Origin of the sequence: Afipia massiliensis (genome assembly GCF_001006325.2) — a bacterium.
GTDB lineage: Bacteria > Pseudomonadota > Alphaproteobacteria > Rhizobiales > Xanthobacteraceae > Afipia > Afipia massiliensis_A.
In genome coordinates, this window is sequence record NZ_LBIA02000001.1 from 1,462,086 (window position 1) to 1,476,074 (window position 13,989).

Genomic DNA, 13,989 nt, shown 5'->3' on the forward strand with positions numbered 1-13,989 from the left:
CCTTCTCCGTAAATAGAAGCCCTCTAAGAACCCGATCCCGCATAAAAAGTCGGCAGCTTCGGTCTGCCGCAAACCGTTAAAGTCGCGCATGGCACCCAGGATCGACCGTCCGCTTTCACCTTTCATGACCTACCGCTGGACGCTGACGATGGCGATGTCCATCGTTCACCGCATCACCGGTATCGCCCTTTATGTCGGAACGCTGCTGATGGCGTGGTGGCTGATCGCCACCGCCTCCGGCCCCGGCGCCTACGCCAACATCCAGGGCTTCACCTCGAGCTGGATCGGACGCGTCATCGTGTTCGGCTACACGTGGGCGCTGCTGCACCACATGCTCGGCGGCATCCGGCATTTCATCTGGGATCTCGGCTACGGCTTCGGCCCCTCCGAGCGCGAATGGCTCACCCGCGCCGCCCTGATCGGCTCCGTCACCCTGACGATCGTGGTGTGGGTCGTCGCTTTCGCTGTGGGAGGCGGACGATGAGCGCCAACAACGCCAAGCCATCGACCTCGATCCGCACGCCGCTGTCCCGCGTCCGCGGACTTGGTTCCGCGAAAGCAGGCACCTCGGACTTCTTCCGCCAACGCGTCACTGCGGTCGCGATGGTGCTGCTGTTCGTGCCGGTGATCGTGATCATCATGTCGCTGCTCGGCCGCAACCAGGCCGGCGCCGCGCAGATCCTCGGCTCGCCGCTGGTCGCCGTCATCATGATCCTCTTCATCATCGCCAGCGTCTGGCACATGAAGATCGGCATGCAGGTCGTGCTGGAAGATTACGTCACCGACGAGAAAACCAAGCTCGCGGCGATCATCGCGAACAACTTCTTTTCGGCGGCGGTCGGTCTCGCATCGATCTACGCCATTATCAAACTGTCGTCGGGAGTTTAATTGATGGCATCGAATGGCCAGAGCGCGCCGGCCGCGAACGGCAGTGCTGCCTACGCAATTGAAGACCACACCTATGACGTGATCGTCGTCGGCGCCGGCGGCGCGGGTCTGCGCGCGGTGGTCGGCTGCTCGGAAGCGGGCCTGCGCACGGCCTGCATCACCAAGGTTTTCCCGACACGTTCGCACACGGTCGCGGCGCAGGGCGGCATCTCCGCCTCGCTCGGCAACATGCACAAGGACGACTGGCGCTGGCACATGTACGACACCGTGAAGGGGTCGGACTGGCTCGGCGATCAGGACTCGATCGAATACATGGTGCGCAACGCACCGGAGGCGGTCTACGAACTCGAACATTGGGGCGTGCCGTTCTCGCGCACGGAAGACGGCAAGATCTACCAGCGCCCGTTCGGCGGCATGACCATGGACTACGGCAAGGGCCAGGCGCAGCGCACCTGCGCCGCCGCCGACCGTACCGGCCACGCCATGCTGCACACCATGTACGGCCAGGCGCTGCGCCATCAGGCTGAGTTCTTCATCGAATTCTTCGCCATCGACCTGATCATGGACGATCAGGGCGTCTGCCGCGGCGTGATCGCGCTCAAGCTCGACGACGGCACGATCCATCGCTTCCGTGCCCAGACCACAATTTTGGCCACCGGCGGCTACGGCCGCGCCTATGCTTCGTGCACCTCGGCGCACACCTGCACCGGCGACGGCGGCGCCATGGCGCTGCGCGCCGGCCTGCCGTTGCAGGACATGGAGTTCGTCCAGTTCCATCCGACCGGCATTTACGGCTCGGGCTGCCTTGTCACCGAAGGCGCGCGCGGCGAAGGCGGCTATCTCGTCAATTCGGAAGGCGAGCGCTTCATGGAGCGCTATGCGCCGTCGGCGAAGGATCTCGCATCACGCGACGTGGTTTCGCGCGCGATGACCATCGAAATCCGCGAGGGCCGCGGCGTCGGCAAGAAGAAGGATCACATCTACCTTCATCTCGATCACCTCGATCCGAAGATCCTGCACGAACGCCTGCCGGGCATTTCGGAATCGGCGCGGATTTTCGCCGGCGTCGACGTGACCCGCGAACCGATCCCGATGATCCCGACCGTGCACTACAACATGGGCGGCATCCCGACCAATTTCCACGGCGAAGTCGTCACCAAGAAGGACGGCGATGACAACGCGGTGGTGCCAGGCCTGATGGCGGTCGGCGAAGCCGCCTGCGTGTCGGTGCACGGCGCCAACCGTCTCGGCTCGAACTCGCTGATCGATCTCGTGGTGTTCGGCCGCGCCGCGGCGCTGCGCTGCGCCGAGAAGCTCACCCCCAATGCCACACAGCCGGACCTGCCCGCCGGTTCCTCGGATCTCGCGCTCGGACGCCTCGATCATTTCCGCCATGCCTCGGGCGGCACGCCGACCGCGAAGCTGCGCGAGAACATGCAGCAGGTGATGCAGAACAACTGCGCGGTGTTCCGCACCGGCGACGTTCTGAAGGAGGGCCAGGAGCTGATCCACAAGGTTTATGGCGGCATCGGCGACATCGGCGTGTCCGACCGTTCGCTGGTGTGGAATTCGGATCTCGTCGAGACCCTCGAATACGACAACCTGATTTCTCAGGCCGTGGTGACGATGGACTCGGCGGCGAACCGCACCGAGAGCCGCGGCGCCCATGCCCGCGAGGATTTCGCGGATCGCGACGACAAGAACTGGATGAAGCACACGCTGTCGTGGATCGACGACAAGGGCAACTCGACCATCGATTACCGCCCGGTGCACGACTACACGATGACCAACGACGTTCAGTACATTCCGCCGAAAGCGCGCGTTTACTGAGTCATTGAATCGTCATGCGCGGGCTCGACCCGCGCATCCATCCTTAAATGATGGATTGCCGGGTCAAGCCCGGCAATGACAGAATGAAAATGGATGACGGACAAAGGCAAAGCCGATGGTTCAATTCACACTGCCGAAGAACTCCACCATTTCTGGCGGCAAGGAATGGCCGAAGCCGGCCGGCGCGACCGAACTGCGCGAGTTCAAGGTTTATCGCTGGAATCCGGACGACGGCAAAAACCCCGGCATCGACACCTATTATGTGAACACCCACGATTGCGGGCCGATGATTCTCGACGCCCTGATCTGGATCAAGAACAACGTCGATCCGACGCTGACCTTTCGCCGCTCCTGCCGCGAAGGCGTCTGCGGCTCCTGCGCCATGAACATCGACGGCGAAAACACGCTGGCCTGCACCCGCGCGATGGACGAGGTCGAGGCCGGCCCGATCAAGGTCAATCCGCTGCCGCATCAGCCGGTGGTGAAGGATCTCGTGCCAGATCTCACAAATTTCTATGCGCAGTACGCCTCGATCGAGCCGTGGCTGCACACCACCAGCCCCACGCCGCAGAAGGAATGGAAGCAGTCTCCGGAAGACCGCGCCAAGCTCGACGGTCTCTATGAGTGCATCCTGTGCGCCTGCTGCTCGACCTCGTGCCCGAGCTACTGGTGGAATTCTGACCGCTTCCTCGGCCCGGCCGCACTTCTGGCCGCCGACCGCTGGGTGAAAGACTCGCGCGACGAGGCCACCGGCGAACGGCTCGACAATCTGGAAGATCCGTTCCGGCTCTATCGCTGCCACACCATCATGAACTGCGCCAAAGCCTGCCCGAAGGGTCTCAACCCGTCGGAAGCCATCGCCGACCTCAAGCTGAAGATGGTCGAACGGCAGGTTTAAGGTTGCTTCCGTTAAGTGCCATTCGATTTGCTCTTCGTCATGGCCGGGCTTGTCCCGGCCATCCACGTTTTTGACGGGCTTCCGAAGGCAAGACGTAGATGCCCGGGACAAGCCCGGGCATGACGACTGTAGGTTCGCCGGTCGCTCAGATCAAAATCCGTCGACGTCGATCGTGGTGGGTCCGGCGGTCAACGAAGTCAGCCGCATCGCCTCGATGTGCCGCTCCGTCGAGCGCGAGCTTCTGGTGTCCTCGGCGTTTCTCGCCGGGATCAATGCGCCCGGAAGCGCACATTTCGTCTCAACCGGGCGTTACGCGCTGCGCGGGATCGGGCGGGCGGAGGAACTGTACACGCTCGATCCTGAAATCAGGGCCGATGGGCAGGCCCCGCCAACCGGTTCGAGCAGTATCTGCAAGCTCGCAACCGCTGAGCCCTTGAAACATCGCGGCTGCTGCGCGATGACTTGCGCCATGAACGACAATCAAAAGCCATTCGGCAGCTACGCTCCCAATGCCTTGCAGCGTGTGGTGATCGCCGCCGCGCACGGCTCCGGCCTCAAGCGCGGAGCGTTCCGGCCATGGCTGTCGCGGTTGGTTCATCTGTTTGGCTCCGGCCCGATCGACGCCACCTACCAGGGCGCGTCGTTCCGCCTGCACCACCTCGCCAGCGGGACCGAGCGCGGCGCGCTGTTCAACCCCGATTACAATCTGCCCGAGCTGGATTTTTTGCGCGAGCACGCGCCGCGCGGCGGCACCTTTGTCGATGTCGGCGCCAACGTCGGCACCTATGCGGTGTCACTGGCAAAGCATGTGGGCGAGAGAGGCCGCGTCATCGCCATCGAGCCGCATCCGGTGTCGAGCGCGCGGCTCGCCTTCAACGCCCGCGCCTCGCAACTGGGAAATCTTTCGCTGGTGGTCGCCGCGGCAGGCGACACTGAAGGCGAACTGATGATCGAGACCGACGGTGGCAATCTGGGCGCCAGCCACATTTCAGAGACCGGCGGCACCAAGGTGGCCGCGCACCGGCTGCTGACGATCCTGCGCGATGCCGGAATAACGCGCGTCGATGCGCTCAAGATCGACGTCGAGGGTTATGAAGACCGCGTGCTGACGCCGTTCTTCCGTGAAGCGCCGGAGTCATTATGGCCGCGCGCTATCGCCATCGAGCATCTGGAACGAAAGGCATGGCTGCACGACTGCATCAAGGACATGGTCGGCCTCGGCTACGGCATCGCGGGAAAGACCCGCAGCAACACGCTGCTGGTGCGAAGGTAAGCGATTATCCATCGTCATTGCGAGGAGCTCTTGCGACGAAGCAATCCAGTTCTTTCTTGCCGCTCTGGATTGCTTCGCTCCGCTCGCAATGACGGAGCCAAGGAGTCTTGCATGATCGATCACATGGGTTTTGCGGTCTCCGACTACGAACGCGCGAAGACTTTTTACGCCAAAGTGCTTGCACCGCTCGGCTACGAGCTGATCATGGAAGTCCCCGCCGCCGTTAATCCCAGCGGCGCGCCCGCGGCCGGCTTCGGCGAGAACGGCAAGCCGGATTTCTGGATCGGCGGGGAAGGCAAGCTCGCGTATCCGCTGCATGTTGCGGTCGTTGCAAAAACCCGCGAAGCAGTCGACGCATTCTACAAAGCCGCGATGGCGGCAGGCGCGCGCGACAACGGCGCGCCGGGGATACGTCCGCACTATCACGCGAATTATTACGGCGCGTTTGTGCTCGATCACGACGGCCACAACATCGAGGCCGTCTGTCACGCGCCGGGGTAATTGGGCGCGTTTCACGATATCAATTGAACAAGATTTCCACTCCCGTTCGCCCCCGCGAAGGCGGGGATCCACAGTCTTTTTGAAAACTGGATTCCCGCTTGCGCGGGAATGAGCGGAGAGACGAATCTTGATCCGATTGGCCCGCTCTACTTGAACGCCGGCAATACGAAGATCGCGACACCGACCGCCATGGCCGCGGCAAACACCAGCGAGCGCGCGGTCGGCTGGTTGAAGATGTACAGCAGCGCGTGAGCGATCCTCAGCACGATGTAGAGCACCGCGAGCAGGTTCACCGTGTAAAGCGGCGCGCCCATGGTGAGCGCGATCACCACCGCGACCGCGAAGAACGGAAACGTTTCGAGCGCATTCTGGTGCGCGGCATAGGCCCGCCGGTTTTTCGGCGGCAGGTTGTCGTAATCCTCGCGCGGATACCGGTTGTCGCTGGCGACACCGAGCTTGGCGTATTTGCCCAGCACATAAGGCAACAGCGCGGCGATCAGGACGCACCAGTAGGCGAGCGGCATCGGATATTCCCCCTCATGATCTGCTGTTGCTATCTCCGTGGCTTGCCGCCTCGCTGTCAATATCGGGAAATCGGCGATATCCGCGCCGCTCGCAGCGGAACATAGTTTTCCTCCGTTCGTTGCCTCTGCTGGAGACCGATGACCGACCGATTCTTGGAGATCAGGATGGCGGGAAACCGAAAGGCCGCGATGTGACAGCGAATCTCGATGTGACGAAGCGCGCGCAAATTCCCGATGAGCCGCAGGAGATCCCACCGCCGGCGACGCCCGGGAATCCCACCGAGCCGCCGCAGGAAAGTCCGCCGGGCAATCCGCGGCCCGAAGTGCCGCCGCCGATGCACGATCCGGTGGAGCCGGACTCGCCGCGCGAGCTTCCCCCGAACGCGCCCGATGAATTGCCGGGACGCGGCCCGCGCACGCCGCCCGTCGAGACCCCTGATCGAAAATGAGTTCTGGTGCAACGCAACTATGCTTGGCACGATGAGAGTATTGCGACGCTTCTGCGCGTCGTATCTTAACGTACATTCATTCTGGACGCGGCGATTCGCCGTGTTGCGCGAAATAGTTGATCCCGTTTTGGCTTCGCCACATTACCGCCTAATCACTATCCACTGATCGCAGTTCACTTCGTTGCGACGGGCGACAGCTTTCCGGCTGCTTCACTTTCTTCTCACCCCAGAGGCCCCATGAAGAACATTCGACTCCTTCTGTTGACGACGACTGCGATCGCTGCCGTTCAGCTCGCGCAGCTTCCGGCTCACGCCGAGACATCGTCGATCGTCGTCGCACAGGCCGCAGCACCTGCGGACCCGAACGCACCGAAGGCTCCGCCGAAGGCAGCTCCACCGGCGCCTCCGAAGGCCGCCCCTGCGCCACCGCCTGCACCGCCGAGGGCTGCGCCGCCGCCACCCGCACCGCCGAAGGCTGCTCCTCCTCCACCGCCTCCGCCGCGCGCTGCACCTCCGCCGCCACCGGCACCTCCAAAGGCTGCCCCTCCGCCTCCGCCGGCAGCACCGAAGGCCGCGCCGCCGCCTGCGCCTCCAAGGGCCGCACCACCTCCGCCACCCGCGCCACCGAAGGCTGCTCCGCCGCCACCGCCAGCGCCTCCGAAGGCTGCGCCTCCACCGCCACCAGCAGCGGCACCCAAGGCTGCCCCTCCGCCACCTGCGGCAGCTCCGAAGGCTGCACCCGCGCCGACGACTGCACCTCCACCGCCTCCGGCTGCACGCCCGGCACCGCCGACTCCGGCAGCACCAGGCGCAGCACCCGCGCCATCGGGCGCGACACCGCCTGCCGCACCATCGACGGCGCCTGCACCTCAGCGTCCACCGGGCGCGCCTCCGGTTGCGCCCGGCGTGCGTGACGTGACGCCGCAGCGTCCTGACGGCGCGCGCCCGCCAGCACCCAACGGCGCTGCGCCGACGCCGGCACCCACGACGCCACCCGCTGCAACGACGCCTGCAACACCTCCGGCGACTCCCGGCGCGACACCTCCCGCAACACCGGGTGCAACGCCGCCAGCAACTCCGGGGGCAACTCCACCTGCAACGCCGGGAGCCACACCGGGCCAGCCGCCCGCTCCGGGACAACCGGGATCAGGCGACCGCCGCGGTCAGCGTCAGGGTCCGCCGCCGGGTCTTCCCGCCGGTACGCCGGTCTCGCCCGTGACGGCTCCGGTGGCCACGCCGCTGCCGCCCGCGCCTGCTGCGGTTCAGGCAACTCCGGGCGCACTCAAGCCGATCGCGCCGACGGCCGCTCCGGGCAGCGGACGGCGGATGGACGATTTCCGCTCGGAGCGCCGCCAGACTCAGGAGGGCGGACGAACGGTCTTCCGTGAACCCGGCCGCGTGATCATTCAGGATCCGAACGGCCAATCGTTCGTCCGTCACAACGAAGTCGATCGCTTCCGTTACGGCGCACGCGACGTTCGCGTGACCCGCGACGGCAACGACACCCGAACCGTCGTGGTGCGGCCCGACGGCACGCAGATCATCACGGTCAACGACCGCGACGGCCGGTTGCTCCGGCGCATCCGCCGTGACGACCGCGGCCGCGAGGTGATCATCATCGACAACAGACCTCGCGGAGGACCCGGCTTCGGTGCCGGCCTGGCCGCCGGTGTGGTCGCCGGCGCCATCGGCGGCTACTTCGTCTCGCTGCCGCCGCCGGTGCTGCGCATTCCGCAAGACCGTTACATCGTCGAGGCGGAAGATGCGCCGCCTGAACTGCTCTATGAGACCATGATGGCGCCACCGGTCGAGCGCATCGAGCGGCGTTATTCGCTCGATGAAATCCGCTACAGCCCGTCGGTGCGTCAGCGCATGCCGAGCATCGATCTCGACACCATCAACTTCGAGACCGGGTCGTGGGAAGTCCCGCCGGATCAGGCCGCGAAGCTTCAGGCGATCGCCGACGGACTCAATCGGGTGATCACTGCCAACCCGCGCACGGTGTTCCTGATCGAGGGCCACACCGACGCGGTCGGCAACGAGGTCGACAACCTGTCGCTATCGGATCGCCGCGCCGAATCCGCCGCCACGCTGCTGACCCAGCAGTTCAACGTGCCTGCGGAAAATCTGACGTCGCAGGGCTACGGCGAGCAGTACCTGAAGGTGCCGACGGATGGAGCGGAGCGGCGCAACCGCCGCGTCACCATCCGCAACATCACGCCGCTGCTGAACGGCGGTCAGGCCTCGCTGCCACCGCCGCCTCCGGGCACGGCGCCGCCGCGCCGCTGAGGCAGAACGTACCCATCACGCGAAAACGGCCGGGAGATTTTCCCGGCCGTTTTTTCGTTTTCGATGTTCGCGGACTAAGCGCTGAGTGCGTGCGGCGGCAGGCAGGCTTCGCAGATCGCCGCGACATGGCGGTGATCGGTGCCGCAGCAGCCGCCGAGAATGCGCATCGCCGGGAACGCGCGCCGCAGCCTCTGGTAACGCTGCCCGAGATCGAATGGATCGCCCGCATCAAGCGTCGTGGATTCGTCAAGCTCCGCATGACTCTTGGCCGAGGCATTGGCGCGCACACCATGGATGCGCGTCATCCAGGATTCGCCCGCCTGCAGCGCCTGCTCGAAATGCGCCGGATGCGCGCAGTTGATCATGAAGTAAACCGGCGCGTTCTGTGTCTCGCGGTCCACGGTCTCGATGGCGTCGCGCAGCGTCTCGCCCTTGACGAGACGTCCGTCGGTTTCCACCGTGAACGAAATCGCACACGGAATCGCATGTGTCCGCGCCGCCCGCGCGATGCCGATGGCCTCGTTGATGGTGTTGAGCGTGAACGCCGTCACCATGTCGGCGCCGGCTTCGGCGAAGGCCGCGATCTGCGCGCCGTGATAGGCTTCCGCTTCATCGGCATCCATGTTGCCCGCCTTGTAGCCGTCGCCGCGCGGACCGATCGCGCCGCTGATGACGCAGGGCATTTCTGCGCTCTCCCACTTCGCGCGCAGGCCTTTGAGAAATGCGACGGCGCGGGTGTTGATCGATTTCAGCGACGCAGCATCGTAGCCGAGCTTCGCACCCCAGTCAGAATTGGCGCGCCAGGTCGGTGTGTCGAGCACGAAGCCGAGGCCATTGTCGCGCGCGATCGCAAGATAGCTCTCGTAATATTTCGTCAGCAGCGCCCGGCCCTCCACCGTGTCCAGAAGCACGAACGACGCGAAGTGCGGCAGGTCCACGCCGTCATTGAAAATGAGCGACGTTTCCATGCCGCCGTCGGTCAGAAAAATGCCGCCACGCTGCTGCGGCAGGTCGTGTCGATATTTGGCCATTGTGTCTGCTCCGAAAAATCCGTGCGGTCGTCGTGGACACGACGGCTCAGGCATGGTCGCAGTGGTGCCGCAAGATGTCACGGGAGGCTAGAATCCTCGTGGTACGGCTGAAGCAACTGCTGGGAAGTGCTATAAAATCAACCGCTTGATTGATCCGCCGGACCGCGCGCAGCGGCGCGCGCGCCGAAAACCAGACCGGCGGTGCAGTAATATTTCTTGCTACGACCACGACCGATTGCTGGAGGCGCACATGGGAAAAGGCGAAATCACGCGAGAGCGGATTCTCGGAATTGCGGAAGCCGCCGTGCTTGCCAAGGGTTTCGGCGCGACGTCGATCGACGAGGTCATCGCAGAGGCCGGGCTGACCAAGAGCGGCTTCTTCTACCACTTCAAGGACAAAAACGCGCTGGCGCGCGAAATGGTGCGCCGTTACGTCGAGACCAACGACAAACTGTTCGATGACATCTTCGCGCGCGGCGCGGAGTTGTCCGACGATCCTTTGCAGGCGTTTCTGATTTCGCTGAAATTGCTCGCGGAGATCATGGCCGATCTGCCAAACGGCCATCCCGGCTGTCTGATCGCGAGCATCTGCTATCAGGAAAGGCTGTTCGACCGCGAAGTGCGCGATCTCACGGCGCAATCGGTGCGAGGCTGGAACGCGCGCTTCCGCGCCATCTTCGAAGGTATCGCAGCGGTTCATCCGCCGCGGGAGCCGATCGATCTCGACGATCTCGCCGAGATGATGTCGTGCATCGTTGACGGCGGCATCATCATGTCGAAAACGCTGAACGACCCGCGCCGGCTCGAGCGGCAGATTCTCGCCTTCCGCACCTGCGTAAAACTGATCTTTTCGCCGGCGCATTCCTGACGCGGGGCGAAAGCACAACGCGCCGCCATCGCAGCCGGCAAAGCGGATTCAGATTCGCTTGATCTCGGACGGAGAGATCAAAACCACCTTGCCCCCAACGTCGCCTTTCATGCGCAGCCAGAAGCCCTGCTGCAAATAGGCTTCGATCTGGTCCTCACGGGCCGAGAGCTGATTCTTGGCATGATGCTTCACGTCGCCCAGGGCAGGATCCGCCACGCGGTAAAGTCCGTTGGGATAGCGATGCGGCGTAAAGATTTCGCCATCCGGCCCGATGCGTTCCCAGCCCATATTCAAGTCCGCTTCAGTTGAGACGCCCCGGCACGTTTCAGCTTTTGTCGCTGTCGAGCTTGGGGATATGAGAGCCCTCGCCAGCCGACAGCAATCCGGTCTTGGTGTAGAGATCCAGTTTGCGGCGCGTATCGGAAATATCGAGGTTGCGCATGGTCAACTGACCGATGCGATCGCCCGGCGTGAACGCCGCATCCTCAACCTTCTCCATGCTCAGCCGTTCCGGCGCGTAGGTCAGATTGGGGCTCTCGGTGTTCAGGATCGAGTAGTCATTGCCGCGGCGCAGTTCGAGCGTCACCTCGCCAGTGATCGCGCGCGCCACCCAACGCTGCGCAGTTTCGCGCAGCATCAAGGCCTGAGAATCGAACCACCGTCCCTGATAGAGCAATCGGCCAAGCCGCATGCCGCTGATCCGGTATTGCTCGATGGTGTCTTCGTTGTGGATGCCGGTGACGAGACGTTCATAGGCGATGTGGAGCAGCGCCATACCCGGCGCCTCGTAGATGCCGCGACTCTTCGCCTCGATGATCCGGTTCTCGATCTGGTCGCTCATGCCAAGGCCATGCCGGCCGCCGATGACGTTGGCCTCGAGGAACAGCGCGACAGGATCTGTGAAGGTCTGACCGTTCAGCGCAACGGGCTGACCTTCCACAAATCGGATGGAGACCTTCTCGGCCTTGACCACGCAGTCGTCACGCCAGAACGGAACGCCCATGATCGGATTGACGATCTTGATGCCGCTGTCGAGGTGTTCGAGATCCTTCGCCTCATGCGTGGCGCCGAGGATATTGCTGTCGGTCGAATACGCCTTTTCGGCGCTCATCTTGTAGGCGAAACCGTGGGCGGTCATGAACGCCGACATTTCCGCGCGGCCGCCCAGTTCGTCGATGAATTGATCGTCGAGCCACGGCTTGTAGATCTTCAGGTCCGGATTGGTCAGCAGTCCGTAGCGGTAGAACCGCTCGATATCGTTGCCTTTGTAGGTCGAGCCGTCGCCCCAGATGTTGACGCCGTCTTCCTTCATGGCCGAGACCAGCATCGTGCCGGTCACGGCGCGGCCGAGGGGCGTGGTGTTGAAATATGCGATGCCGCCGGTCGAGACGTGGAAGGCGCCCGATTGAATGGCGGCGATCCCTTCGTGAACCAGTTGCGTGCGGCAATCCACAAGGCGGGCTTTCTCGGCGCCGAACTCCATGGCCTTGCGCGGAATCTCGTCGTAGTCGGCCTCGTCAGGTTGGCCGAGATTCGCCGTATAGGCAAAGACGCGCGCGCCTTTTTGCTTCATCCAAAGCAGCGCCGCGCTGGTGTCGAGCCCGCCCGAGAAAGCGATACCGACATTTTCTCCTTTGGGAAGGCTCTTCAGAATCGTACTCATAGAACTTCCATTCGGCAATTTCGTTTGGCGGCTTAGATGCGTGACTAACAGACCTCGCGCGGACGGGAACGCGTTTATTGGCGGCTGACGTGTTGGGTCACGCCGGGCAACGGCCCGACCTCCTGGCCGAGATCAGATCGGCTTCTATAGAAAGATTGGCGGGCAATGGGAAGGCCCGGCCCAACTGCCACTGGCGTCGTCCCGGCCATCGGGCCGGCGAAGCCGGACCCGCTGGCCGGGACGACGCGAGTATTTTACTCGGCCGTCCCAGGACGTAATCTTGGCAAGGCCCCGACATCTTTGCCCAGCCGTTTCTGCATCCAGCGATAACCCGGCCACGCGAAACGCGTCAGCGCGACGTCGATGCCGTAATCGGTCAATCGCGTCGACGGCCAGCGATAGATGAAGGCGTAAGCCAGCCAGATCACGAGGAAGGACGCGATCCCGGAAAACAGCACGTCGGTGAAAAAGTGTCCACCGAACGCCATCCGCAAGCCGCCGGTCACAAGACCGAACGCGGTCGCCGCGACATACGCGGCAGGCCGCCATGCCGGGGGCGTCAGCGCCGCGGGCGCATAGGTCCAGAACGCGGTGGCGCCTTCGCCGGAGAAGAACGAGCAGTTCTTCGGGCATGCGCCGCGCGGATCCCACCACGGCATGAAGTCCAGCTTGCCGTTGAACTCCGTCACCACCACGGGGCGCGGACGCCCCCAATAGCCCTTGAAGATCACGTTGGAGATGATGATCGCCGACAACAGCATGGTCACGATCAGAAACACCATCGCGCGGCCGGAGATCATCAGCGGCTTCACCGGCCGAACCAGCTTGACGACAAGTGTCACCAGCGCCGGCATCACGAGCGCCCACGCGATCCACATCGCGCCGTCGCGCGCGATCATCGCCCACGTCACGGTCTTCAGCGGAAACGTCTTGGCCGTCGCGTCATAGAACAGCGCGGCGACTTTCAGATCGAGTTCGGGATAGAGGCCGAACAGCAGCCCGAAAACCACCGAAAGCGTGAGTGCGATGAAAAGTCCGGTCCGGTTCATGGGGGGTGTGTAGCCGAGGCGGCAGGGGAATAAAAGTGGTCCCGGACAGCCCTCCGGCAAGCCGCCCGACCTGTGCTAAGGTATTATAAACAAGCTCGGAAACTCCGGGAGCGCCGCAAACCTCATGCCCAAACCCGTGCTGGATTTCTGGTTCGATTTTGCCTCGGTGTATTCGTTTCTCGCCTCCATGCGGATCGCGCCGCTGGCCGACGCCGCCGGTGTCTCGGTGCGGTGGCGGCCGTTTCTGCTGGGACCGATTTTCGCATCCCAGGGCATGAAGGATTCGCCGTTCAACCTGTTTCCGGTAAAGGGCCAGCACATGATCCGCGACGTGCAGCGGACCGCCGACGAGATCGGCGTCGGCTTCCGGTGGCCGGATGCGTTTCCGCAATCGAGCGTGCTGGCGAGCCGCGTCGCGCTGGTCGGATTGAAGGACACTTGGGGCGAGGATTTCAGCCGCGCCGTGTTTCACGCCGAGTATGCCGAGAACCGGGTGATCTCAGAGTCACACGTGATCGCGGACATTCTGACCAAGCTGAAGGTGCCGGTGGACGCAACCTTCGCGAGCGCGCAGGCCGACGACATCAAGACGGAACTGCGCGACCTGACGGCGGATGCCGCGAAGCGCGGATTCTTCGGCGCGCCGACCTTCACCACTGCGGACGGCGAGCTGTTCTGGGGCAACGATCGCCTTGAACAAGCGCTGCGCTGGGCGAAGAAATAACT

The 13,989-nt window shown here is 63.7% G+C and carries 16 protein-coding genes and 1 pseudogene; 11 read left to right on the forward strand and 6 right to left on the reverse strand.

Annotated features, from left to right (window positions below; translation table 11 throughout):
- The first annotated feature begins 88 nt into the window (after window positions 1-88).
- From sdhC to YH63_RS06910, 7 genes and pseudogenes are all read left to right on the forward strand, one after another.
- Window positions 89-484, forward strand: coding sequence for a succinate dehydrogenase, cytochrome b556 subunit (sdhC, locus tag YH63_RS06880; RefSeq protein WP_046828239.1), 396 nt, complete (start codon window positions 89-91; stop codon window positions 482-484).
- Window positions 481-888, forward strand: coding sequence for a succinate dehydrogenase, hydrophobic membrane anchor protein (gene sdhD, locus YH63_RS06885; RefSeq protein WP_046828238.1), 408 nt, complete (start codon window positions 481-483; stop codon window positions 886-888). The genes sdhC and sdhD overlap by 4 nt, the downstream gene beginning before the upstream one ends.
- 3 nt (window positions 889-891) lie before the next feature.
- The gene (gene sdhA / locus YH63_RS06890; RefSeq protein WP_046828237.1) at window positions 892-2,718 is read left to right on the forward strand and encodes a succinate dehydrogenase flavoprotein subunit; all 1,827 of its coding nucleotides are present in this window, start codon (window positions 892-894) and stop codon (window positions 2,716-2,718) included.
- Between the two features lie 115 nt (window positions 2,719-2,833).
- Window positions 2,834-3,616 (forward strand): succinate dehydrogenase iron-sulfur subunit, encoded by a 783-nt coding sequence (locus tag YH63_RS06895; protein WP_046828236.1) that lies wholly within the window; start codon window positions 2,834-2,836, stop codon window positions 3,614-3,616.
- 172 nt (window positions 3,617-3,788) lie between these two features.
- Window positions 3,789-4,045, forward strand: a pseudogene (locus YH63_RS06900) (adenylate/guanylate cyclase domain-containing protein); the annotation flags it as partial.
- A 28-nt stretch (window positions 4,046-4,073) separates the two neighbouring features.
- Complete coding sequence (locus YH63_RS06905) at window positions 4,074-4,889, forward strand: FkbM family methyltransferase (RefSeq protein WP_046829704.1); 816 nt, start codon at window positions 4,074-4,076, stop codon at window positions 4,887-4,889.
- Between the two features lie 111 nt (window positions 4,890-5,000).
- Window positions 5,001-5,390 (forward strand): VOC family protein, encoded by a 390-nt coding sequence (locus YH63_RS06910; protein ID WP_046828235.1) that lies wholly within the window; start codon window positions 5,001-5,003, stop codon window positions 5,388-5,390.
- A 146-nt stretch (window positions 5,391-5,536) separates the two neighbouring features.
- Here the strand turns inward: YH63_RS06910 and YH63_RS06915 are convergent, their stop codons facing one another.
- Window positions 5,537-5,914: an MAPEG family protein gene (locus tag YH63_RS06915; protein ID WP_046828234.1), complete on the reverse strand. Its 378-nt coding sequence runs from the start codon at window positions 5,912-5,914 to the stop codon at window positions 5,537-5,539.
- Window positions 5,915-6,123: 209 nt separating this feature from the next.
- On the opposite strand from YH63_RS06915, the gene YH63_RS06920 reads away from it, so the two are divergent.
- The gene (locus YH63_RS06920; protein WP_246658120.1) at window positions 6,124-6,363 is read left to right on the forward strand and encodes a hypothetical protein; all 240 of its coding nucleotides are present in this window, start codon (window positions 6,124-6,126) and stop codon (window positions 6,361-6,363) included.
- 148 nt (window positions 6,364-6,511) lie between these two features.
- Here the strand turns inward: YH63_RS06920 and YH63_RS21945 are convergent, their stop codons facing one another.
- Complete coding sequence (locus tag YH63_RS21945) at window positions 6,512-7,462, reverse strand: hypothetical protein (protein WP_349642965.1); 951 nt, start codon at window positions 7,460-7,462, stop codon at window positions 6,512-6,514.
- Between the two features lie 116 nt (window positions 7,463-7,578).
- Here YH63_RS21945 and YH63_RS21950 point away from each other — a divergent pair, with 116 nt between their 5' ends.
- The gene (locus YH63_RS21950; protein WP_349642966.1) at window positions 7,579-8,652 is read left to right on the forward strand and encodes an OmpA family protein; all 1,074 of its coding nucleotides are present in this window, start codon (window positions 7,579-7,581) and stop codon (window positions 8,650-8,652) included.
- A gap of 74 nt (window positions 8,653-8,726) precedes the next feature.
- Here the strand turns inward: YH63_RS21950 and YH63_RS06930 are convergent, their stop codons facing one another.
- Complete coding sequence (locus YH63_RS06930; RefSeq protein WP_046828233.1) at window positions 8,727-9,683, reverse strand: homocysteine S-methyltransferase family protein; 957 nt, start codon at window positions 9,681-9,683, stop codon at window positions 8,727-8,729.
- Between the two features lie 250 nt (window positions 9,684-9,933).
- On the opposite strand from YH63_RS06930, the gene YH63_RS06935 reads away from it, so the two are divergent.
- Complete coding sequence (locus YH63_RS06935; protein ID WP_046828232.1) at window positions 9,934-10,551, forward strand: TetR/AcrR family transcriptional regulator; 618 nt, start codon at window positions 9,934-9,936, stop codon at window positions 10,549-10,551.
- Window positions 10,552-10,599: 48 nt separating this feature from the next.
- On the opposite strand, the gene YH63_RS06940 is transcribed toward YH63_RS06935, so the two are convergent.
- The 3 genes from YH63_RS06940 to YH63_RS06950 form a co-directional block, all read right to left on the reverse strand.
- Window positions 10,600-10,839 (reverse strand): hypothetical protein, encoded by a 240-nt coding sequence (locus YH63_RS06940; protein ID WP_046828231.1) that lies wholly within the window; start codon window positions 10,837-10,839, stop codon window positions 10,600-10,602.
- Between the two features lie 37 nt (window positions 10,840-10,876).
- Window positions 10,877-12,214: an argininosuccinate synthase gene (argG, locus tag YH63_RS06945; protein WP_046828230.1), complete on the reverse strand. Its 1,338-nt coding sequence runs from the start codon at window positions 12,212-12,214 to the stop codon at window positions 10,877-10,879.
- 254 nt (window positions 12,215-12,468) lie between these two features.
- A complete protein-coding gene (locus tag YH63_RS06950; protein ID WP_046828229.1) occupies window positions 12,469-13,263 on the reverse strand; it encodes a phosphatase PAP2 family protein in 795 nt (264 codons plus the stop codon).
- Between the two features lie 124 nt (window positions 13,264-13,387).
- Here YH63_RS06950 and YH63_RS06955 point away from each other — a divergent pair, with 124 nt between their 5' ends.
- Complete coding sequence (locus tag YH63_RS06955; protein WP_046828228.1) at window positions 13,388-13,987, forward strand: 2-hydroxychromene-2-carboxylate isomerase; 600 nt, start codon at window positions 13,388-13,390, stop codon at window positions 13,985-13,987.
- Window positions 13,988-13,989 lie beyond the last annotated feature (2 nt).

Excerpts from the sequence above, each read along its gene's own strand:
- YH63_RS06950 (WP_046828229.1), bottom strand. The coding sequence starts at position 13,263 with ATGAACCGGACCGGACTTTTCATCGCACTCACGCTTTCGGTGGTTTTC.
- sdhD (WP_046828238.1), top strand. The coding sequence starts at position 481 with ATGAGCGCCAACAACGCCAAGCCATCGACCTCGATCCGCACGCCGCTG.
- YH63_RS06940 (WP_046828231.1), bottom strand. The coding sequence starts at position 10,839 with ATGGGCTGGGAACGCATCGGGCCGGATGGCGAAATCTTTACGCCGCAT.
- YH63_RS06910 (WP_046828235.1), top strand. The coding sequence starts at position 5,001 with ATGATCGATCACATGGGTTTTGCGGTCTCCGACTACGAACGCGCGAAG.
- YH63_RS06935 (WP_046828232.1), top strand. The coding sequence starts at position 9,934 with ATGGGAAAAGGCGAAATCACGCGAGAGCGGATTCTCGGAATTGCGGAA.
- YH63_RS06930 (WP_046828233.1), bottom strand. The coding sequence starts at position 9,683 with ATGGCCAAATATCGACACGACCTGCCGCAGCAGCGTGGCGGCATTTTT.
- YH63_RS06915 (WP_046828234.1), bottom strand. The coding sequence starts at position 5,914 with ATGCCGCTCGCCTACTGGTGCGTCCTGATCGCCGCGCTGTTGCCTTAT.
- argG (WP_046828230.1), bottom strand. The coding sequence starts at position 12,214 with ATGAGTACGATTCTGAAGAGCCTTCCCAAAGGAGAAAATGTCGGTATC.
- YH63_RS06895 (WP_046828236.1), top strand. The coding sequence starts at position 2,834 with ATGGTTCAATTCACACTGCCGAAGAACTCCACCATTTCTGGCGGCAAG.
- sdhA (WP_046828237.1), top strand. The coding sequence starts at position 892 with ATGGCATCGAATGGCCAGAGCGCGCCGGCCGCGAACGGCAGTGCTGCC.
- YH63_RS06955 (WP_046828228.1), top strand. The coding sequence starts at position 13,388 with ATGCCCAAACCCGTGCTGGATTTCTGGTTCGATTTTGCCTCGGTGTAT.
- YH63_RS06905 (WP_046829704.1), top strand. The coding sequence starts at position 4,074 with ATGACTTGCGCCATGAACGACAATCAAAAGCCATTCGGCAGCTACGCT.
- sdhC (WP_046828239.1), top strand. The coding sequence starts at position 89 with ATGGCACCCAGGATCGACCGTCCGCTTTCACCTTTCATGACCTACCGC.